Below are 21799 nucleotides of genomic sequence, written 5' to 3' on the forward strand. Positions count from 1 at the left end.
TCACATATAAAAACGTTTTCAAAAGCTCTTATACCAGTTGAATCTGCGTTTTTAATCATCGCAATGAAGTAATGTAATTATTAACTATATTATAGTACAGAATTGTTTGTATATCCAGTAAATTCCGTTTTTAGTAAGAAAAAATTTACATTTGTCATCTGTTAGTAATATAACGATAGCGTCTCACTAATCTATCCATGCTTTTTCCTTGGCAACAATCACAGCCTCTGCGCGTGATTCAACACTTAGTTTCACAAATAGCTTCGATAAATAATTTTCTACTGTGCGCTGTGTGACGCCGATAGCAGAGGCGATGGCTTTATTCGTACAGCCTTGGGCAACGAGCTGTAAAATTTCCTGTTCTTTGTCGCTCAGTAATACCTCTTGTTGAACATTAGGTAGGTTGGCTCGTTGCTGGACAAAGTCTAAGAAATCAGCTGCCAGTAATATTTCGCCTCTTAGAGCTGCCTGAATCGTTTGGATGACCTGCTCCTTTGTCGCCAATTTTGATAATAGACCATCAATCTTTTTTTCAATTAACAGCTCATAGTAATCAGAAAGCTCGTAGCCTGTATAAAGAATAATAAGTGCCTCAGGTTGCTTTTTCCTAATCATTTCTGATAGTTGAATGCCGTTAATAGGCTTCATATTAATATCGATAAGAAATAATTGAAAGCTTTCCGTCTCCATTCTTGGTAAAACGGCGGCACTATCCTGCTCCGTTTTGATTTGAACATTGGCTAAATCCTGTAGCAATGTTTTCGTACCATCTAAAACGACAGGATGGTCATCTATAATAAGTATGTTCATCATATGAATCACCGTCCTCTTGTATTTGTATAAAAATATGCATGCCTTCCTTGTGGCTCGATTGAATGGTGATGTCACCATTAAAAGCACGGACACGTTCACGAATGCCATTAATGCCCATTGAAGCAGAGGACTGAATTAAATCGTCAATGTCACAGCCAATTCCATTATCATCATATTGAAGGATAAAGCCCTGAGGCATTGCCTGTAATTTTAGTGAAACCTCGGTTGCTTCGGCATGCTTGATTGCATTATTGAAAAGCTCCTGAACGAGGCGATAAACCACAAGGTGGAGCGTGACATCCTGGAAGTGCACCCGGTCAATTTGAGCGTCTAATAAAAAGTCAGCACGTATTTTTACCTTTTGAATCAGTTTTTTTAAGGCCATTTGTAAGCCAAAGGTATCCAGGAGTGGGGGACTTAAGTTCTCGCAATATTCCCGTAAGTCTTTTGTTGCATTTAATAGCTGTTCCCGAATAGCTAGTACGGTCTCCTTTTGAATAGTAGGAGAGCTAGCAAGAACATCGAGTTCTCTGGCTAAATGCAGTTGCTCCTGCAAAATGGTATCGTGTAATTCCTGTGCTAAAATACTCTTTTCCTTCTCAATAATATTCCATAGCAATTTATCGAGCCAAGGAAGCGGCGTATCACTGGTGTTTTTCATATGCTGAATTTCGCGTACTAAATCTTCAATTTGCTGTAAATTATTAATAAACATCGATACATACAGTGCCAGCAATTCTAACCAAAGAAGCTCTTCCTTTTGAAGGGCATGTCGTATTTCTAGTAAAATTTTTTCATCTCCAGCATCGTGCAACAACAATTGGGTATAGTTACTACCAAACTTTGGAGAAGGGGTTTCTTCTGTTATCGTACAGATATGGAAGGCAGTTGTGCCTAGCTTCTCGGTAATTTCATATTTAAAACGATCCAATAACTCTTGTTGGTTTTTGGCTTTGCCCATACGTTGCACTGCTGCATATAGATTATGTACATAATTTCCAGTAGAAGAAAAGATAATTTTTCTATACTTAAAATCGATGCGTTCTTTAATATAGAAGCTAGCAATGATCACCATGAAAATTAGTAAAAATATACTTGTGACATGGACGATGGATAATTGACCTAAGAATAAGAGGGCAATCCCCGCAGTCGATAACAGAGCGCTGAAAAAGGCCAGTGTGGAATAATAGCGCAAACGTGATAATTGGTATTCAATATCAAATAATCGTTCGTTTACCTGAATGAACAGAAACGAGAACGGTATAAATAATAGAAATAACGCAGCAATTTCGGCATGTAGTAATGGCCTATGCCCTAAAATTTCAGGTGTGACGAAAAATAATAAAAAGGGTAAAAACGGTACAATAAAAGCAATGGCAATCAAGCGAATTTTCGCCAATTTCGTGCGTAAATAACTTGTTAATAAAATATAAATAGCATAAAGCACAAGAACCGCAAATAAGCTTAAGTTCAAGATAGGCATTATTTCACGTAAAGCTGGCACGTAGCTTTCAATAAGAGAACAGCCAGGAATGATAAACGGTAGAACATAAAGCCATTTGCTGTGAGGATAGGTCCATCTGATTTGTAAGTAACGGAAAAAATGCTGTAAAAAATGGATGAAGAGCACTAAACATAGCACAATGCTAATGCCAATGGTAATCATTCCAATCAGATTGCCTCTTGCCGAAGCGCCAGTGCTTATATAGCCCATGGAGCAGGTTAATAAAAATAAGACCAATAAAAATGTCGGGATGTTATCTTGATTGCGTCGCCAGACATAAAGTGCAACGCTGAAAGCTAAAAGAAAATAAAAGATCGGAAAGAGAATTTGCAAATATAATTCTTCTGGCATATCACTGTGCTTAACAGCAATGCTTTCAATGGTCCCATCAGACTTTTGAATCGTTAAAGTATTGGCACTTCGAATGATGGCATATAACTGAACAAAGCGATTCTCCATCGCTGGTTGTCCATCAATGGCCACAACGATATCGCCTTTTTCAATATTTTTTTGCGCAGCCCAGTGAGGATAGTAGCTATCTATAATGACTGGTTGACCGTTTGTCATATCGAGAGTGAGGCTAATAAAGGGTGTTTTGATCGTAACGCCTAATACATAAATGCCAAGTATTAAATATGTAAGAAAAATAAAATATGTCCATTTTTTCATTGGGAAACCTCAAATTTGTGTATGATAATAATCTCCTATATATTATCGCTAATTATTGATAAATTTGGAATACCGAAATAACGTGTTTCGGAAAACCACTATTGCCTTTTCGGAATAACGAAATAGTGTTTTCGGACATGGCTATGATACGGTAAATTTAATTATTGTGACGAACAGGGGGTCTATTGCGTGAAAAAAGGCATTTGTACATTTATTCTTTTTTTCCTCATCGCTATGATTACCATTCCATTGACCACGAAGGCCAAAATGGTGAATCAAGATAAAGTCGAGGTAGAAATCGGTCTCATTGGTAGTGATCATCATTTTGTCTATAAGATTCCGAAGCATTTACATAAGGATATGCCCTATACAGACATGAAAAACGGTATTCAAGCTTCCTTAGCTAGTCATTGGAACATTGAAGAGGCCCGTTACGAAGCCAATAAATCGGATGTTGCCTATACCTTTTATATTCAGGATTTATTTCAAGAAAAGCGAGATGGCCAGCTAAAAGTAGCAATCCCATATCGTAATTTAGTAGGAATGTTTGGGGAGCAAGATCCCATTCAATTGCGTATTTTAGCGAGCAAATTATCGAGTTGGACTGTCAATACAAAGGACTGGACAGCGTTTGGCTTTATGGAGCCTTTTACTGTTTTAAGTGAGCGTGAATATGTTTATGAGGGAGCGGTTAATGATTTATTAAACCAGAGGGTTGGTCATTTTGATGGCACGATACAAAAAAGTCAATTGCTATTATACAGCATCATTTATTTTTGCTTTATGGCGGTCCAACTGCTTGCTTGCATGATTTTGTCTAGGCGTTTAAAAAGAAAAATCATCGAAAATCCAGACAATATGCACCAGTTCCGTAAACTTAATTATCTGTATCAATTGTTACCGATTTTGATTATAGTTGCCCAAATCGTATTCCTCGTGTTATCGGGCTTGATTACGGCATTCGGGCTTTACTTTAGCCCTGGCATTGATTTATTAGTCATCGTTGGACCGATTTTATTGAATATTATTTTACTGCCCACTTTTTTCGTCACAACCGAGAGTGAAATTTCACGGGAGCTCAATAACAATTCCTATCATTCGGGCTGATGACAGCTTTATTCAACATTTGACATACGAAAATCCGCCATGTAATGGTATAATGGTCAACAGCAAAAGTGAGGAGTTGTTGAACAAAAATGATGCATCCAGAAATGGCGTACTTAAATTTACTACAACATATATTAGAAAATGGTACGAAAAAAGAAGATCGGACAGGGACAGGTACATACAGTGTCTTTGGTTACCAAATGCGCTTTGATTTAAGCAAAGGTTTCCCACTTTTAACGACAAAGCGTGTCCCTTTTAAGCTGGTAGCGAGTGAGTTATTGTGGTTCATTAAAGGGGATACGAATATCCGTTATTTATTGCAACATAATAATCATATATGGGATGAATGGGCATTTAAAAAATGGGTGGAATCAGATGCCTATACAGGACCTGATATGACCGATTTTGGCCGCCGCTGTTTAGTGGATGAGTCGTTTAATGCCTTGTATCAAAAAGAGCTGGCTTCATTTTGTGAGCGTGTCTTAACGGATGACGACTTTGCGCAGCAATACGGCGATCTCGGCAATGTCTATGGCAAGCAATGGCGTCATTGGACTACATCTGATGGCGAGAGCCTTGACCAGCTACAGGATGTTATTGATCAAATTAAGCATAATCCTGACTCACGACGTATGATTGTGAATGCGTGGAATCCTGAGGATGTTATCAATGCGGGGGCAAAGGGCAGTAAAGCGGCATTACCGCCATGTCATGTGATGTTCCAGTTCTATGTGGCGAATGGTAAATTAAGCTGTCAATTAATGCAACGAAGCTTAGATACATTATTAGGCTGTCCGTTCAATATTGCTTCTTACGCTTTATTAACGCATTTAATTGCACATGAGTGTGGACTAGAGGTTGGCGAATTTATTCACAGCATTGGGGATGCTCATATTTATGCGAACCATGTGGAACAAGTGAAAGAACAGCTATCACGGGAGCCAAAGGACCTACCGACATTGCACATCAATCCAACTAAAACATCGATCTTTGATATAGAGCTTGAGGATTTATCCATTGAGGGATATGATCCGCATCCAGCTATTAAAGCACCGATTGCCGTATAATCCTAGCAGCAGCCGTCTTGGTTGCTGTTTTTTTTAAACGAAGCACTAGGTCTAACGATTTGTTTTACTAAATAGGTAAGCAGTTGGATGACTGGACGAATAGTAGTTGATTATAGTAATTATGGGATTACTAGCATTATTTGGAGCGAGTCAGTCCATTATCGTGTAGAGGTGAAAGTTGTGAAAAATACAATAGTACTTCAAGCAGATGAATGTGAGCGGCAGCCGAGTCATCAACGGCAAAAACAGGGTGCTACACAACAGGTGTGTTCTTGTAACACGAAGAAATTATCACAGCAGCAAATTCACGAAATGATGCAAATCATCGAAGAAATTCGTTTGAAAGGCTATAAAGAAACACTATAAATGTAAGCGTCTTCTAAGCTATAATGGCTGTGGAGGTGTTTTTTTATGAATGTAATTTTTGTCGATTCATTTTCTGGAGAAGAGTTATTACATACGGTGTCACATGATGTGGCAGGTATATTGGCTGCAACTCAGGGAGAAAGTGTGACATTTCCAGTCGGTCATTTCAAATATGAATTTCATAACTTAGATTTTTATGATGACAATGGACAAATACGTCAGGAATTAGTGATATATGTGAAAAAAATATAAACGGCGTATCTGATGTAACAAAACGGAGAAAATAAATACAGGTGACAAAAAGGGCTTGCTTTTTTTTGCACCTGTAACTATAATGGTTACAACAGGTGGTGATACATATGGTGAACAGTCGATTTTCGGTGGCGATCCATATTCTTTCTCTCATTGCTACAACATCTGATAAAAGCTTACTCACGTCCGACTATATGGCTGGGAGTGTGAATACTAATCCCGTTGTTGTAAGACGTATGATTGGTGTTCTAAAAAAGGCTGGCTTACTGTCATCACATTCGGGCATGGCTGGCTATGAGCTATTAGTCGAGCCAAAGGATTTAACACTTTTAGCTATTTATCAGGCGATTAATGGGCCAGAGCAGCTTTTTGCGATTCATGATGAGCCAAACCCAGCGTGTGCAGTAGGTCGGAAAATCCAACATACATTGGAAGGTGTATATACATCTGTTTGGCAGGCAATGGAGGAGCAATTACAAGCACAGACGCTACAGGATGTGCTGGATCAACTTCGTGCTTAGACGGAGATGGTCTTTTTGTATCTAACCTGTAACTAAAATAGTTACAACTAAATTTGAGGAGGAATAAATAATGAAAATTGCCGTAATTGGTGCAACAGGGAAAGCAGGACAAAAAATAGTAGAGGAAGCGTTACAACGAGGTCATGACGTAACAGCTATCGTTCGTTCAGCAGCTAAAGTGACAGCCGCTATTCCAGTGCTTGAAAAAGATGTCTTGGATGTAACAGCAGAAGATGTGAAGGGCTTTGATGTCGTTGTGAATGCATTTGGTGCGCCAGCAGGACAAGAACAGTTACATGTAAAAGTGGGTCGTCATTTGATTTCGATTTTCAAAGGGATTGCTACAAAATTAGTTGTTGTAGGTGGTGCAGGTAGTTTATTTGTGGATCCAGAGAAAAAAGTGCGTGTGATGGAAACACCAGATTTCCCAGCAATGTACTTAGCGACAGCGCAAAATCAAGGACAAAATCTAGAGGATTTACAACAATCATCTATCACGTGGACATTTATCAGTCCATCAGCATTTTTTGATCCAGAAGGACCACGTACAGGTCACTACACAGCAGGTGTTGACCATTTATTAGTCAATGACGCTGGTGAAAGCTATGTCAGCTATGCTGATTATGCGGTTGCTGTCGTAGATGAATTAGAAAATCCACAGCATGTAAATAGCCGTTTTACAGTGACATCGAATAAATAATAAATGCAACCGAGCGTAGGAAATGCGCTCGGTTTTTAGCGATTTCTTTGCTTTTTTGAAGGATTTTTTTCGTTTACAGAAAAATGACTGTTTACAATACGACTTTTATTAGCTACTATCAAGTGTGAGTATTACATAAAAGGAGACGACAATGATGTCAACACAACGTATAGAAAAAGATTTTTTAGGTGAGCGCGTATTACCAGCAGAGGCTTATTACGGAATTCAAACATTACGTGCAACGGAAAACTTCCCAATTACAGGCTACACAATTCACTCTTCCCTTATTAAGGCAATGGGGATTGTGAAGAAAGCAGCGGCTTTAAGTAATATGGAAGTACACCTATTATCAAAAGAAATTGGTGAGGCAATTGTCGAAGCAGCACAAGAAGTAATTGATGGCAAATGGGATGCAGAATTTCTTGTAGACCCAATCCAAGGTGGAGCAGGTACATCCATCAATATGAATGCTAATGAAGTCATCGCCAACCGTGCCCTAGAAATTTTAGGGAAAGAAAAAGGTGACTATCACACAGTAAGCCCAAACAGTCATGTTAATATGTCACAATCAACAAATGATGCGTTCCCAACAGCTATTCATATCGCTGTTTTAAATTTAATAGATGAATTATTAGTAACGATGGATTATATGCAATCGGTTTTCCATCAAAAAGCAGAGCAATTTGCACATGTCATTAAAATGGGTCGTACGCATTTACAGGATGCCGTGCCAATTCGCTTAGGACAAGAGTTTGAAGCTTATTGCCGCGTGATTAACCGTGATATCGTACGCATTCGTCAAACACGTCCAAATTTATATGATGTGAATATGGGTGCAACGGCTGTTGGAACAGGTTTAAATGCCTTCCCAGATTACATTAAATCCGTTGATGAGCATCTTGCTGAAATTTCTGGTTTACCATTAAAAGGTGCGACACATTTAGTGGATGCAACACAAAATACAGATGCTTATACAGAAGTATCAGGCGCTTTAAAAATCTGTATGATTAATATGTCTAAAATTGCTAATGACTTACGTTTAATGGCTTCAGGCCCTCGTGCAGGCTTAGGAGAAATCCTTTTACCAGCTCGTCAACCAGGATCTTCGATTATGCCAGGTAAAGTCAACCCAGTTATGCCAGAGGTACTGAACCAAGTTGCCTTCCAAGTGATTGGTAATGACCATACGATTTCACTAGCATCTGAAGCTGGACAATTAGAATTAAACGTAATGGAGCCTGTTTTAGTGTTTAACTTAGTTCAGTCCATTAGCATTATGAATAATGTTTTCCGTGCGTTTACGGAAAATTGCTTAAAAGACATCGAAGCAAATGAAGAACGCATGAAAGAATACGTAGAGAAAAGTGTAGGGGTACTAACTGCTGTCAACCCACATATTGGCTATGAAGTAGCAGCACGTCTTGCGCGTGAAGCAATTCTAACAGGTCGTTCTATTCGTGAGCTTTGCATTGAAGAAGGTGTCTTAACAAACGAACAATTAGACTTAATATTAGATCCATATGAAATGACACACCCTGGTATTGCTGGCTCTAGTATCATGAATTTAAAATAATTCCAACATCAAGACTGTAGACATGCTTTACGAGCTGTCTATAGTCTTTTTTTTATGCAGCCATCAATGGAATTGTGTCTTTGTTCTTATAAAAGAGAGCGTATCCTTATGATTTTTAGGATTTTTCAACTATAATAATGGTATGGAAGACATATTTTAGTTGGAGGAATTTGGAATGAGTTTGCGAAAAAAGAGTTTACTTGGCTTTGCGGTTTTAAATGTCTTAATGATTATTATTCTATTTATTGATTTAGCCAATGTAACGACATTAGAATGGCTTTCTACTGTATTAACCATCGTTGGAATAGCCATTACATTAGCTTACACCGTATATGTTCATTACAAAGTGATACAGCCCATCAAACAGTTAACGGAGGCTGCACAGGGCATTACGGCAGGCCAATTAGATACAGTTGTCATCGAGGTTCGTGACAAGAGTGAGATTTCTCAGCTAGCGCAATCCTTTTTAGAGATGCAGGAACAATTACGCACAATGACACAAAAAATTGCGCACAGCTCTACAGATTTATCAGCAAGCATCGAAGAATTATCCGCAAGTACCAATGAAATTACGGTAGCTGTGGAAGAAGTCGATCAACAAATGGAGAAAACGTCAGAGGGCTTGAAGCAAGCGGCACAATCTGCCAATGATAGTGCTAATGCTATGCAAGAAACTGTCGATGGAATCGGACGAATTACGGTAGCCACTCAGGATGTGTTTGATCATGCAAAAGATGCCAATGAGATTGCAGGAAATGGAGCAAATATTTTACATGTGGCGAAGGAACAAATGAAATTTATTTCTTCTTCAACCGAAAAAACGAGCGGACTCATGCAGCAATTATCCAATAAAATGACAGATATTAAATCGATGACTGAGATGATTACAGCTATTACGGACCAAACGAATTTATTGGCATTGAATGCCGCCATTGAAGCAGCTCGAGCTGGAGAACATGGGAAAGGCTTCGCAGTTGTGGCAGAGGAAGTGCGTCAATTAGCAGAGCAATCCAAGCATTCTGCTGCACAAATCGTGGACTTAGTAGTGGGCATTGAAACTGACACGAAACAGGTAGCATCCTCAGTGGAGGAGGATTTAAAAAATGTTCAGCAGGGTGTCTATGTCATTGATGAAGCAACAAAATCCTTTGGCACGATTTCACAGCATGTTAGTCAAATGACGAGCCAGCTTGAGGATATTTCAACAACAGCTGAACAGCTTTCTAGCAGTGCCAATGAAGTAGCTTCCTCTGTGACAACGATTGCTAATGGTATGGGTAAGCTATCGCATTATACAGAGGCTGTTTTACATTCAATGGATGAGCAAACAGCCTCAATGCAAGCTGTCAATCATGTGACACAGGATTTAAGCGTACAAGCTGATAATTTACAAAAGCTAACAAATCAATTTCAGGTTTAAGCAAGAAAAACATATTTTCAAGGTTTTTTAGCCCTGAAATAGCTATCTAAGAACAAGATGATTTTGCCTTCACAGACAGCTATGCACAAAGGTTGTTTCAGGCGATAGATAAGTAATTTGAAATGCACTTCCTGTCATTAGAATGGGAAGTGTTTTTTATTGGCGGACCAATGCAATTAATTTCTTAGTGAAATCCTTATAGATCGTGTAGATTGTATGCGTATTCTTAACCTACATTCAGCTACTGATTTGCCCTTTTTCACTTAACCAAATTGAGGTAAAGCCATATTGACAACACCTTCATTTTTGACTGCCGTTGCAATCGCTTCTTGGAATAATATGAGTGATTCTTCATTCCCATACTCTTTAAAAAAATCGCTATTTACCTTACCAAAAGAGATGCTAACCTTAACCAGCTTCCTCTCTTCATCACAGCCTAAACAATAGCTAGTAGAGACTATAAAGCAAGCCTATGATTACGTGCAATGCTTCGCCTCTATAGACTCAATAAAACCATTATTTCCTGTCGTAGCGCTATCTTCTTTGTAATACATTAAATAAATGACAATGAAAGGGGCCAGGAGATGGGCTTATTTGATGGATTAATCGGCAATGCGAGCGAGGTGAATTTAGAAAAATTACAGGAGGAGGTCCGTGATTTATTGATTCCAAACGAAACAATCAAAAATGCCTATAAAATTATAAGAGACACGTTTATTTTTACGAATAAACGATTAATCCTTATCGATAAGCAAGGGGTGACTGGCAAGAAAACCGAATATCATTCCATTCCCTATAAAAATATCGTTCATTTTTCAGTAGAAACAGCCGGGACATTTGATTTAGATGCAGAGCTCAAAATATGGGTGTCAGGCAGTTCGTTACCGATTCAAAAAAACTTCAACAAGGCGACGAATATATACAAAGTGCAAAGTGTTTTAGCACAGTATGTTTTGGGGACGTAGTGTATGGTACTAAAAGCCCGCAATTTTGCGAGGCTTTTTTGTTGTGCAAAGAAAGGATGATAAAGATGAGGAAATTACCTTGTGAAGGGTGTAAGGGATTCCAGTTCCGATTACGAAAAAAAGAATTACAGGACATTTAAAAATCAACAAAGAGATGCGGGCATATGTATTTTCTATGATGTAGAGAAGGTGTTAAGAGATAATGAAGTTGTTTAACTAAGAAGGACACATATATGGTAATATTTATTTAAAAAGTATGGAGTGAATTATGAGTAATTCTATTAATTATAAAATATGGACTGTGTGTATGATTCAAAGTGAAGAGAAGGTTTTACTTCTGGATAGACAGCACGACAATTTCAAAGGTTTTATTCCACCGGGTGGTAAAGTTGAATTTCCTGAAAGTATTGTAGAAAGTGCTATCAGAGAAGTAAGGGAAGAAACCGGGTTAGAAGTTAGAAACCTTATTTATAAAGGGCTTTATGAATATGTTAATCCAGTCGCAAAAGATAGATATATGATATTTAATTACATAACAAAGGATTTCGAGGGTGAACTCTTGAAAGATGCTCCAGAAGGGAAAGCGGTTTGGGTAGATATAGAGAACGCATATAAACTTCCTATGCAGCCATCGATACGGAGGAGATTTCCTTTATTTTTTCAAGATGGAACATTTGAGATTCAAGTTGAATGGAACCACGAAGAAAATAAAGAAGGGAAAGTTACTATACGTCACACATAAAACTTCTTATTAGACTAACGGGGGCAATCGTTCAATAGAGCAGTCGCTTTTCAATAACATCGAGGTCAGTTCAATACATATATAAGTGAAGAATAAATAATGGGGCTCAAATTTAACCACTTTGTTAAATAGTTTAACTTTCAATATCTAAATGGTAGAGAGGGATTAAGAATAGATAGAGAAAATTCTAAAATAAAAGCCGCTTGACCGTCCTTTTGTTTATTAAACGAACGGTGCAGATTGTTGAAGAAGGAATTTTATAATAGTGATTTATTAAAGAATAGGGAAGTGGCAGTAACCATGAACTACATAATCAGATTAGCGAATGAAAACGACTTATCGGGTTTATGTGATAGTAGAAATAATAAAGATCTATTCACGAATTATTTAAAGCAATTTGCAAAAAAGGAATTATATTTGGTAATTGCTGAACAAGACGCACTTATATTTGGTTTTGGAGTTCTTAAATTAAAAGGTACTTTGCTTCCTAAATTAAGTGACCTATATGTAAAAGAGGATTATCGTGGTAATGGTATAGGTTCAAACTTAATGAGGTATAGAGAAAATATTGCAAAGAGTTTAGGACATTCTGAAATATTTGTGAGTGTTGACCTGATAGAAAATCCCAAAATGATAAAGTTAATTAGCAAACACGGTTACGAACCTATCTCTGACCCATATTTAAAAAAAGCTGTATTTTATAATGATGTTGGTACGACCTATAATAAAACCTACACAAGAATTGATTTCAAGAAGTTGTTGAACTAACGGGGGCTAGTTCAACAAGATTTAAACAACTTTAAAGAGCCTTCTTATAATATAATTTTTATATTTTTTGATTAGAAATAACTTTATTATCACTTTACAGAAAGCAATTAAAGCGATGCTCAGTGTGACATGAGGAAAACCTAGTTTTTTATGCATCCATTTTACATGGAAGTATTTTGAAATAATTAGTATTTTTTAGCATAAATTGACTTTGGACATACAATACTTTACAATGATTAGCTAAGGAATAGAGAATTTTCGCAAATTTCCTTACCAACTGAATAGCGTGTAGTAATAGGTGTAAATTGCGTGCAATTTGCTTAAAAGGGAAGTCGGTGCGAATCCGACACTGTCCCGCAACTGTAAATGTGAGCGACTTTTCAGCAACCACTGTCAAATGATGGGAAGGAGAAAAGTGGCAATGACCATGAGTCAGGATACCTGCCTGTTACGAGTACACACCAGTAACCTACGAGGAATAGGAGGTGGCATGTTGACAAAACAGAATGCTCTGTTCGTCACGGTACGTCAAACGCCCAAAGTAAATGAAGGGGTTCGCAAGCGGGCTCATTTACACATACTTAGGGTTTGTTTGGCATTGGGTGATGAACGAAGATAAGCGAAGGATTTCCTCAAAAATGGTAGGAAGTCCTTTTTGTTTTGACATTATGTACGCAAAGGGGATGCATGTATGACTTCTTTAGATATGAACATTTGTAAGCAGCCACGCACAGAAGTTGCCAAGAAAGCGAAAACAAGAATGGCGGTCGAATCATTGATTGACCAATTATTAGCAACGAAGCTGATCCGCAATGATCGCTTCTTTGAGCAAATTTTATATAATAAAGAAATTATTTGGATACAAAATGGGGATGTGGACGGGCATCTTTTCGCGAAGGCAGCGGTAACCGATCAACTGAAAACGAAGACCAATAGCTTTATGATGTATATGCCGACTAACCCGATTGTCTATGAGGTTAACGGGGAGCCATACCATTTAATTACACGCATTGATTCCACACGTGCCAAGCCCAACCTTGACCGTCTGTCACTGGAGCCAAAGCCTGTTTTAAGTGCAGCACGTGTCAATGATGTATTATGCTCGATTGTGATGCGTTTTTATGAAACATATATCCATGATTTAGCGCCTCAACATGATAAGTTAATAGCCTTTGTGCAGCAGGAATATGCCCAATTTATTGAAGCGGTTCAGGCATTAAATGATTACCATTTCAACTGGCATCCACGTGGCAACGGTCACGAGCTATTGCTGCAATTAATTGATCAACTGCAAATTTTAAAAAGTTATCCTGGTAAAGTGCTAGTTGATTTCACAAACACGCATGACTACGTGATTGTCGAGCCTGCATACCTTGTGCACAGCCCTACAAAGAAAGCAGTAGGCGCATTATAAACTCAAGCCCTCCATCAAACGGAGGGCTTGTTTTTATTTATTTGAAGGGTAGGGGGTAAATACTCTCGATTGAGCAGCGAATACTCGCGGAAGCAGATGAAATACTCTCGATTGAGCAGCGAATACTCGCGGAAGCAGATGAAATACTCTCGCTCGAGCAGCGAATACTCGCGGAAGCAGATGAAATACTCTCGCTCGAGCAGCGAATACTCGCGGAAGCAGATGAAATACTCTCGTTCGGACAGCGAATACTCGCGGAAACAGATGAAATACTCTCGCTCGAAGCAAGTAAACACCCGCGCAAGCAAACGGCTTCGCGCGGGCAGGATCACCTACTTACAGACAAGTGCATGGCTGCTTGTGCTTCGTGCCAAGGAACAGAATATCCTTTGCCCTTTGCACAAAAGATGCTGGAGGAGCTGTATTCTGGGTCGGCATTTTTATCGTAGCCCATGTGCGAAATAATTTCCTCGGCATTATGACATACATCATAGCCATCAAATTGGAGTGTGAGTGCGCCTTTACCATTGGTATAGGCCGCAAAGGTTGTGCTATAGCTCATTAGGGTGGCAACGGGTGCTCGTCCCGTTAGCACAACATCTGTTTCGGATAAGATGGGGTCATCGAATGTGCCAGCAGCTTGCTGTATGTCGCTCATCATGCGGCCGATAAAGTCGTTCGAAGCCTTCATTTTAAAGCGATAATAGGGTTCAAGCAGGATGTTCTGTGCTTGCTCAAGTCCTTGACGTAGCGCACGGAAACTAGCTTCTCGGAAATCGCCGCCCGATGTATGTTCATTATGTCCGCGACCTGTTAGCAGTGTAAAATGAACATCTGTCAGAGGGAAGCCTGTGAGTAAGCCATGATGATCACGCTCAAACAGGTGCTTTTCAACAAGGCGTTGGTTGCCTACTGATAAATGATCCGCATGGCAGGCATTGCTAAATGTATTACCTACTCCTCGTGGATTGGGCTCCATTAGTAAATGAACTTCTGCATAATGCTTGAGGGGCTCAAAATGACCATAGCCTGTCACCGTCGTCGCAATGGTTTCCATATATAAAATTTGGGGCTCGCCAAAGGAGACCGTTAATGAAAAACGCTTCATTAACACCTCTATCAGTACCTCCAACTGAATAACGCCCATAATGTGCACATGGATTTCCTGGAACTTTTCCTGCCAAACCACACGTAAGGAAGGCTCTTCTGCTTCTAGTAAACGGAAAATTTGTAACACTTCCTTGATATGCTGATGGCCCTCATATTGAACCTTTGCCTGTAGCGTTGGGACAAGCTCATAGGGCTGTGACAGCATAGTAGTGCCGATGCGATCTCCAATATTGGCCTGACTAAGTCCTTTAACAGCAAAAATCTCTCCCGCTTCAACCTGTTGGACGGTATCAAAGCGACTGCCATTATAGAGGCGAATTTCAGTCACTTTTTCTGTCACTTCTTCAAACGAAAATTCATCCCGAACATGTAAAACTCCCTTGACAGCCTTCATAAATGTTAAACGCTGGTGGCCGTCATGACGAATTTTAAAAACCTCCCCCTCAAACGGTGCATTCACTTCAAAATGGGTGTCTGTTAATAGAGGGAGCTGGGCAAGCAATTCCTTGATGCCCTCATCCTTTAAGGCAGAGCCTGTAAAGCAGGGGAAGGCACATTCCTTTTGAATCATGGTCTGTAGCTGAGTAAGACACTGCTCATGCTCTAATGACTCATTCAAAAAGGCATCGAGCAGCTCTTCATTACGCTCAGCCAACCATTCCATGATGCTGCTTGAAACATAATCAGTACGAAGCGGTTCATCGACGAACAGCACCTGCTGGGAACAATCCTTGCGGAGCTGTGTCATAACGGCCTCCACATTGGCTCCTTCGCGATCAATTTTATTGATAAAGAAGAATGTTGGGACATGGTATTTGCGTAAAAGCTGCCACACGGTTTCCGTATGACCCTGTACGCCCTCGACCGCACTAATGATAACAATGGCATAATCCATCACACGAATGGCACGCTCCATCTCAGGGGAGAAGTCGACATGCCCTGGTGTATCAATCAACGTGTATGTATCGTCGCCTATGTTCATGCGACCTTGCTCGGCAAAAATGGTAATACCACGCTTGCGCTCTAGCTCATGATGATCGAGAAAGGTATCCTGATGATCAACTCGACCACGAGCTTGAATGCTTTGTGTATGAAAAAGTACTTGCTCAGAGAAGGTTGTTTTACCTGCATCCACATGCGCAAGTACACCAATTGTTTTGTACATAACATATCCTCGTTTCTATCTATAGCTATCTCTTCATTGTAACAGAATACTAGCCTATATATTTCTTGTAAAATAGTTCGTATTTTTGTCGAAATAGTGCTAATATAATGATGATTATATATTTAGCAATATACTACTGATTGAGCTACAAATTTTCTTCTGCTAGTCTATCAATAGTATTAACCATTATAGAACGTATTGGTGCAAATGGCATTTGTCATTTGCTTAAAAGGGAAATCGGTGCAATTCCGATGCTGTCCCGCAACTGTAAATGGGGAGTCTGTACAGCATGCCACTGTAGTTTAACTATGGGAAGGCGTATAGATGATGAACCTAAGCCAGGATACCTGCCAGTATGTGTTTTTTGACTAAGAACCACGAGGATGGGGATAGTGATAAAGGTAATGTACCGTTTTTTCACTATGCTACTCTCTTGGCGACAAGAGGGTTTTTTTATGCCCTTCCCACGAATCCTGGTAGCAAAGAAGTCTTTGATTTCTTTCTATAGATGAACAACAAAGGAGAAAAGGACATGAAGAAATGGAAAAGTTTATGGCTGGTGATGGTCATTGCCTTGGTCGCTGTTTTAGGGGCTTGTAATGCAAAGGACAAACCTGAATCAGCAGCGCAAGGTGAGAAGGTTGAGCCATCTGAGGCAGCAACGGAAGTAACCATTGACAATAATGAAACAACTCAAACATATAAGGAAGCACCTACAAAAGCGATTAGTTTAAATCAGCATGTGACAGAGATTATGCTAGCGCTAGGCTTAGAGGATTCCATGGTAGGGACAGCTTACTTAGATGATAAAATCTACGAGCCCCTACAAGAAGCATACGATAAAGTGCCTGTGCTTTCTGATCAATACCCAACGAAGGAGCAAGTAATTGATGCCGAGGCAGATTTCTTATATGCAGGCTGGAAGAGTGGCTTTGGTGAAAAGGGTGTTGGAACACCGGAAGAGCTTGAGGAATTAGGCATTCATACGTATTTACATACGGCTTCCAATATGACAAAGCCAACACTAGAGGATATTTTCACTGATATTCGTAATATCGCAAAAATTTTCCGTATTGAGGATCGTGGAGAAGCCTTAATTGAGCAAATGACGCAAGATGTGGAGGCAATTCAAGCTAAATTACCAAAAGATAGTGAGAAATTACGTGTTCTCGTGTTTGATAGCGGTGAAAAGGATGTCTTTACAGCTGGTCAAAACTTTATGAATGAACTAGTGTCAATCGCTGGTGGTCAAAATATTTTTGGTGATGTGGAATCAGGCTGGACAACCGTGTCGAAGGAAGATGCGGTAGACCGTAATCCCGAGGTAGTTGTCGTGATCGATTATGGTGAAACAACGGCCGAACAAAAGATTCAATTTTTAAAAAATGATCCAGCATTAAAGGAGATGGAAGCTGTTAAAAGTGATCGCTTTGTCATCCTACCACTGTCAGCTGCGTCTGAAGGCGTTCGTGCGGCAGAGGCTATTGAAATTTTAGCGAAGGGCTTCTATCCTGATAACTTTTAAAATTCCGAGCTAGCATTGTGCTAGCTCCTTTTTCATAAGGAGCGATATCAATGAATGCATTTCAGAAAAACGTACCAGATCAAACATTTGAAACACTTAATCGTCATGGCGAATTTACACGCTTAGCTGTCAGCCCGGGTATTATTAATAAGCATTATACGCCTGCACAATTTCAAAAAATAGCAGAGATTGCTGGCGAAAAGGGGGCGATTAAGTATTCGGCCTCCTATAGTATTTTAGTGTCCGTTCCAACGAGTGCCGTGACAGAGGCTATGCAAGCCTTACGAGAAGTGGGTCTTTATGTTGCACCATCAGGACCCATCATCGCCATGAAGGCCTGTGATTTTTGTGATGGTGAAAAGATGGAGGCTGCTCCGATAACCGAACAGCTTTATCATGCTTTAGAGGGGATCGAGGTACCTGCAAGAGTACGTGTTAACATCAATGGCTGTGCGTCAGCCTGCTACAATGCAGTCTATGATGATATTGGACTTGTTTATCAGCAGGAGAGCTTTGATGTTTATTTAGGCGCTGTACCGATGGGGGCAAAGGCGCAGGCGGGCACGTTATTTGCGAAAAAGGTAGGTGTCGAGCACATTGAAGATTTTTTGCTACAAATGATGAACCTTTATAAGGAACATGCTCGTCCGAATGAACCCTTTTTTAAATTTTATCGTAGAACAAAATCAACCGAATATTGGGAATTAGTAAAAAAATCAATTAACTAGCAGGAATATTACTTAGGGTGTCGAAGTATTGTAGTAGAGTACAGAAAATGACAATACAAAGGAGCAAGAACATGACATCGAAACAAGGGATTCAACCAGAAGATCTTTACCACTTGAAATCAGTAGCCGATCCACAGCTCTCACCTGACGGGACTGAGGTAGTTTATGTTGAGACACGTATTGATGAGAAGAAAAAAGATTATGTCTCGAATTTGTTTTACATAAACATGAAGAACAAAACACCACAGCAATGGACATTTGGGGAGGATAGAATAAGTTCTCCTATATGGTCACCTGATGGTAGTCAAGTTGCGTTTTTATCCACAAGAACAGGCAAGTCGCAAATTTATGTTCTTTCAAAAGCAGGCGGAGAGGCAAAGCAGGTGACATATTGTAAAAATGGTGTGACATCACCTGTGTGGTCACCATGCGGCAAGAAATTGGCCTTTTCTATCAAGCTAGGTAAAGATGAAACGATTTTGGATAAGGTAACGGATGAGAAGAAAGAAGAAAAAGAACTAAAGCCTTTAGAAATAGACAAGATGAAACATAAATCGGATGCGGCAGGCTTTTTGGATATGGAGCAGTTTAGTCAAATTGCGATCGTCCATTTGGAATCGGGCGAGTTAGAGCAAGTGACGGAAGGAAACAATCATGTCCATCTTGGTACATGGTCACCCGATGGTCAATATATGACGTACTTAGCTGATGTAGCAGAGGATACAGATTTTTCATTTAAGAGCGATATCTATTTATTAGATGTAGAAACAAAGCAAGCGCGTCCGTTAACAGAGGGAACAGGTATGTATTACCAAACGTCATGGTCTCCAAACAGCCGCTTCATCTCTTTCGTAGGTAGTGAAAGAGAATTTGAAAATGCTACACAAGCAAAGCTATGGCTCTATGATTTGCAACAAAATCTGCTGACATGTGTAACAAGTGAATTTGACGCCCCTATTGGTGATTTTGCAATCGGCGATTTTCTTCAAGGTGTGGTGTCACCACGTGTTCAATGGTTGAATGATAATCATAGCTTCTACTTCCAAGTAACAGATCACGGTAATGCTGCGATTTATTTCGGAAATATAGATGGTGAAATCTATCCAGCTATTCACGATGATCAATATGTCTATGGTTTTTCACTTGATGCACAACATGATCAAGCAGTCGTAGCCATTAGTACAACGACGAATCCTGGCGATTTATTTTTCATCAACCTAAAAACGGGTGAAAAAGAACAGCTGACGTCCATCAATGAAGAATTTTTAAAGACGAGAGCATTAGCTGTTCCAGAAGCCATTGAATTTGAGGGAGCAGAAGGCTGGAAGGTAAACGGTTGGATCATGAAGCCAGTCGGTTATGAGGAAGGGAAAAAATATCCTCTAGTGCTTGAAATTCATGGCGGGCCACATGCGATGTATGCCAATACTTATTTTAATGAGTTCCAAATTCTGGCTGCACAAGGATTTGCGGTGCTATATACGAACCCACGTGGCAGTCATGGCTATGGTCAAACGTTTGTTGATGCAGTGCGTGGTGATTATGGTGGCAATGATTATGAGGATCTAATGGCGGCTGTGGACTATGTGCTGGAGCACTATGATTTTATTGATGCAGACCGTCTCGGGGTGACAGGTGGGAGCTATGGCGGCTTTATGACCAACTGGATTGTTGGCCAGACGAATCGCTTTAAAGCAGCTGTGACGCAGCGCTCTATTTCGAACTGGATTAGCTTTTACGGTGTCAGTGATATTGGGTATTACTTTACAGATTGGCAAATTCTTGCGGGACTTGACGATATCGAAAAGCTTTGGCATCATTCACCGCTAAAATATGTCAATAATATCGAAACACCATTGCTCATTTTACACGCTGAAAAAGACTATCGCTGTCCAATTGAGCAGGCGGAGCAATTATTTATCGCCTTAAAGCATCGTAAAAAAGAAACAAAATTCGTGCGCTTCCCTGAGTCCAATCATGAACTGTCAAGGAGCGGAAAACCAACTTTAAGAATCAATCGACTTGAATATATTCGCGATTGGTTTGTGAACTATCTATAAGTAGTATTCAGGGGTGACTTAAGAAATGAATTTCTTAGGTCACTTTTTTATATAAAAAGACAGAATCATAAAGAAATGATTCTGTCTTGAATTCCTGTTAATCCATTTTTTGAATAAAGACGACCTTCAAATAATTAAATTCAGGGTATTCACGTGAAACACGGAAATCCTTTGGTAAACCGTATTCCTCTACAATTTTATAGCGTGTACGGGTTTCTTTAAATGCTTGGTCAATAAAGCCTTTAAACTTTTTCATACCAAAGCTAGCATTATTTGTGGAAGCGACAATGATGCCATTTTTAGCGGTAATAGCAATGGCATCCTTCAGTAATTTAGGGTAGTCTTTTGCTGTTGAAAATGTCATTTGCTTCGTACGGGCAAAGCTAGGTGGGTCTAATACAACAAGGTCAAATTGTAAGGCGTGACGCTGCGCATATTTAAAATAATGGAAAACGTCCATTACTTTAATATCCTGTGCTTCATAATCAATTTGATTCACACTGAATTGCTCAATGGTTTTGGCAAGACTGCGTTTAGCTACATCCACACTTGTTGTTTTCATGGCGCCTCCTAGAGCAGCTGCCACTGAAAATGCTCCTGTATAGGAGAATGTATTGAGCATGTTTGCATGGTTTGCATAACGCTCACGAATAGCCAAACGTACCTCGCGTTGATCTAGGAAAATCCCCGTCATCGCTCCGTCGTTTAAATGAACTGCGTATGTCATACCATTTTCCTTCACCATGATTGGAAATTCACCAGGCGTGCCCATCACAAAATCATCCTGTTCAATATACTGCCCTTTGCTATCAAAGCGTTTTTTCTCATAAATAGCTTGGTAGTTCACCGTCTCAGCAAGCGCCTCATATACGACATCTTTCAAGGAGTAAATGCCCTCACTATACCAGCTCACCATGTAGTAGCCATTAAAAAAGTCAATCGTGAGACCGCCGATGCCATCTCCTTCACCATTAAATACACGAAAGGCTGTTGTGTTTTCATTGTTGAAAAATGCTGCACGATTGTCGATGGCTTTTTTGAATTTTTTCATGAAAAAAGTCTTATCGATTGTTTCGTTCACATCAGTTGTTAGCACCCAGCCAATCCCTTTATTTTGAATACCGTAGTATCCTGTACCAATAAAACGATTATGGTGATCCATGAGCTTGAGAAACGTACCTTGCTCAGCAGGTAGGCGTCTTGCATCGACCGCATCCTTTGAAATAAGTGGATAGCCTTTTTTTAATTGCTCGGAATAGGGCAGTTGTATTTGTAATGTCATTGTTTGTGTCATCATGTCATCCTTTAAAAAACGTTTTGCTCTATTATC

General features: G+C 39.6%; 19 protein-coding genes and 2 riboswitches. Of the genes, 15 read left to right on the forward strand and 4 right to left on the reverse strand.

All coding sequences use genetic code 11. The features are described 5' to 3' along the window. Positions 1-186: 186 nt before the first annotated feature. Together V6670_RS10660 and V6670_RS10665 are read right to left on the reverse strand one after the other, a co-directional pair. Positions 187-813: a response regulator transcription factor gene (locus V6670_RS10660; protein WP_036122449.1), complete on the reverse strand. Its 627-nt coding sequence runs from the start codon at positions 811-813 to the stop codon at positions 187-189. Continuing rightward, positions 788-2986: an ATP-binding protein gene (locus V6670_RS10665; protein ID WP_338654137.1), complete on the reverse strand. Its 2199-nt coding sequence runs from the start codon at positions 2984-2986 to the stop codon at positions 788-790. Before V6670_RS10665 ends, V6670_RS10660 begins: the two co-directional genes overlap by 26 nt. 189 nt (positions 2987-3175) lie before the next feature. On the opposite strand from V6670_RS10665, the gene V6670_RS10670 reads away from it, so the two are divergent. The 12 genes from V6670_RS10670 (at position 3176) to V6670_RS10725 (ending at position 13881) form a co-directional block, all read left to right on the forward strand. Next, positions 3176-4093 carry a hypothetical protein gene (locus V6670_RS10670; RefSeq protein ID WP_101966626.1) on the forward strand — a complete coding sequence of 306 codons (918 nt, stop codon included), beginning with the start codon at positions 3176-3178 and terminating at the stop codon, positions 4091-4093. A gap of 89 nt (positions 4094-4182) precedes the next feature. Continuing rightward, entirely contained in the window at positions 4183-5160 is a 978-nt protein-coding gene (locus tag V6670_RS10675) for a thymidylate synthase (RefSeq protein ID WP_338654141.1), read from the forward strand. An 87-nt stretch (positions 5161-5247) separates the two neighbouring features. After that, complete coding sequence (locus V6670_RS10680; protein ID WP_231744951.1) at positions 5248-5526, forward strand: hypothetical protein; 279 nt, start codon at positions 5248-5250, stop codon at positions 5524-5526. A gap of 45 nt (positions 5527-5571) precedes the next feature. Next, positions 5572-5778 (forward strand): hypothetical protein, encoded by a 207-nt coding sequence (locus tag V6670_RS10685; RefSeq protein WP_036122432.1) that lies wholly within the window; start codon positions 5572-5574, stop codon positions 5776-5778. Between the two features lie 107 nt (positions 5779-5885). After that, a complete protein-coding gene (locus V6670_RS10690; RefSeq protein ID WP_141904471.1) occupies positions 5886-6299 on the forward strand; it encodes an Rrf2 family transcriptional regulator in 414 nt (137 codons plus the stop codon). Between the two features lie 70 nt (positions 6300-6369). Continuing rightward, positions 6370-6999 carry an NAD(P)-dependent oxidoreductase gene (locus V6670_RS10695; RefSeq protein ID WP_338654148.1) on the forward strand — a complete coding sequence of 210 codons (630 nt, stop codon included), beginning with the start codon at positions 6370-6372 and terminating at the stop codon, positions 6997-6999. Between the two features lie 154 nt (positions 7000-7153). After that, complete coding sequence (gene aspA, locus V6670_RS10700; protein ID WP_338654581.1) at positions 7154-8572, forward strand: aspartate ammonia-lyase; 1419 nt, start codon at positions 7154-7156, stop codon at positions 8570-8572. A 175-nt stretch (positions 8573-8747) separates the two neighbouring features. Next, a complete protein-coding gene (locus V6670_RS10705) occupies positions 8748-9992 on the forward strand; it encodes a methyl-accepting chemotaxis protein (protein ID WP_338654151.1) in 1245 nt (414 codons plus the stop codon). A 584-nt stretch (positions 9993-10576) separates the two neighbouring features. Further along, complete coding sequence (locus V6670_RS10710; protein WP_036122398.1) at positions 10577-10957, forward strand: PH domain-containing protein; 381 nt, start codon at positions 10577-10579, stop codon at positions 10955-10957. A 268-nt stretch (positions 10958-11225) separates the two neighbouring features. After that, a complete protein-coding gene (locus tag V6670_RS10715) occupies positions 11226-11699 on the forward strand; it encodes an 8-oxo-dGTP diphosphatase (protein WP_338654155.1) in 474 nt (157 codons plus the stop codon). Between the two features lie 243 nt (positions 11700-11942). After that, the gene (locus tag V6670_RS10720) at positions 11943-12467 is read left to right on the forward strand and encodes a GNAT family N-acetyltransferase (RefSeq protein ID WP_338654158.1); all 525 of its coding nucleotides are present in this window, start codon (positions 11943-11945) and stop codon (positions 12465-12467) included. A 279-nt stretch (positions 12468-12746) separates the two neighbouring features. Continuing rightward, positions 12747-12931, forward strand: a riboswitch (cobalamin riboswitch). A gap of 227 nt (positions 12932-13158) precedes the next feature. After that, positions 13159-13881 carry a hypothetical protein gene (locus V6670_RS10725; RefSeq protein WP_141904467.1) on the forward strand — a complete coding sequence of 241 codons (723 nt, stop codon included), beginning with the start codon at positions 13159-13161 and terminating at the stop codon, positions 13879-13881. A 328-nt stretch (positions 13882-14209) separates the two neighbouring features. Here the strand turns inward: V6670_RS10725 and V6670_RS10730 are convergent, their stop codons facing one another. Next, positions 14210-16156 (reverse strand): translation factor GTPase family protein, encoded by a 1947-nt coding sequence (locus tag V6670_RS10730; RefSeq protein WP_338654160.1) that lies wholly within the window; start codon positions 16154-16156, stop codon positions 14210-14212. Positions 16157-16338: 182 nt separating this feature from the next. Further along, positions 16339-16526: riboswitch (cobalamin riboswitch) on the forward strand. Between the two features lie 162 nt (positions 16527-16688). Here V6670_RS10730 and V6670_RS10735 point away from each other — a divergent pair. The 3 genes from V6670_RS10735 to V6670_RS10745 all read left to right on the forward strand — a co-directional run bounded on the left by V6670_RS10735 (position 16689) and on the right by V6670_RS10745 (position 20469). Further along, positions 16689-17681, forward strand: a complete 993-nt coding sequence (locus tag V6670_RS10735; RefSeq protein ID WP_338654163.1) for an ABC transporter substrate-binding protein — start codon at positions 16689-16691, stop codon at positions 17679-17681. A gap of 50 nt (positions 17682-17731) precedes the next feature. After that, positions 17732-18409 (forward strand): precorrin-3B methylase, encoded by a 678-nt coding sequence (locus tag V6670_RS10740; protein WP_338654166.1) that lies wholly within the window; start codon positions 17732-17734, stop codon positions 18407-18409. A 71-nt stretch (positions 18410-18480) separates the two neighbouring features. Beyond that, positions 18481-20469: a S9 family peptidase gene (locus V6670_RS10745; protein ID WP_141904462.1), complete on the forward strand. Its 1989-nt coding sequence runs from the start codon at positions 18481-18483 to the stop codon at positions 20467-20469. A 97-nt stretch (positions 20470-20566) separates the two neighbouring features. Here the strand turns inward: V6670_RS10745 and V6670_RS10750 are convergent, their stop codons facing one another. Continuing rightward, positions 20567-21763, reverse strand: a complete 1197-nt coding sequence (locus V6670_RS10750; RefSeq protein ID WP_141904461.1) for a class I SAM-dependent rRNA methyltransferase — start codon at positions 21761-21763, stop codon at positions 20567-20569. Positions 21764-21799 lie beyond the last annotated feature (36 nt).

The organism is Lysinibacillus sp. Y5S-8 (genome assembly GCF_036894365.1).
Taxonomy (GTDB): domain Bacteria; phylum Bacillota; class Bacilli; order Bacillales_A; family Planococcaceae; genus Lysinibacillus; species Lysinibacillus fusiformis_D.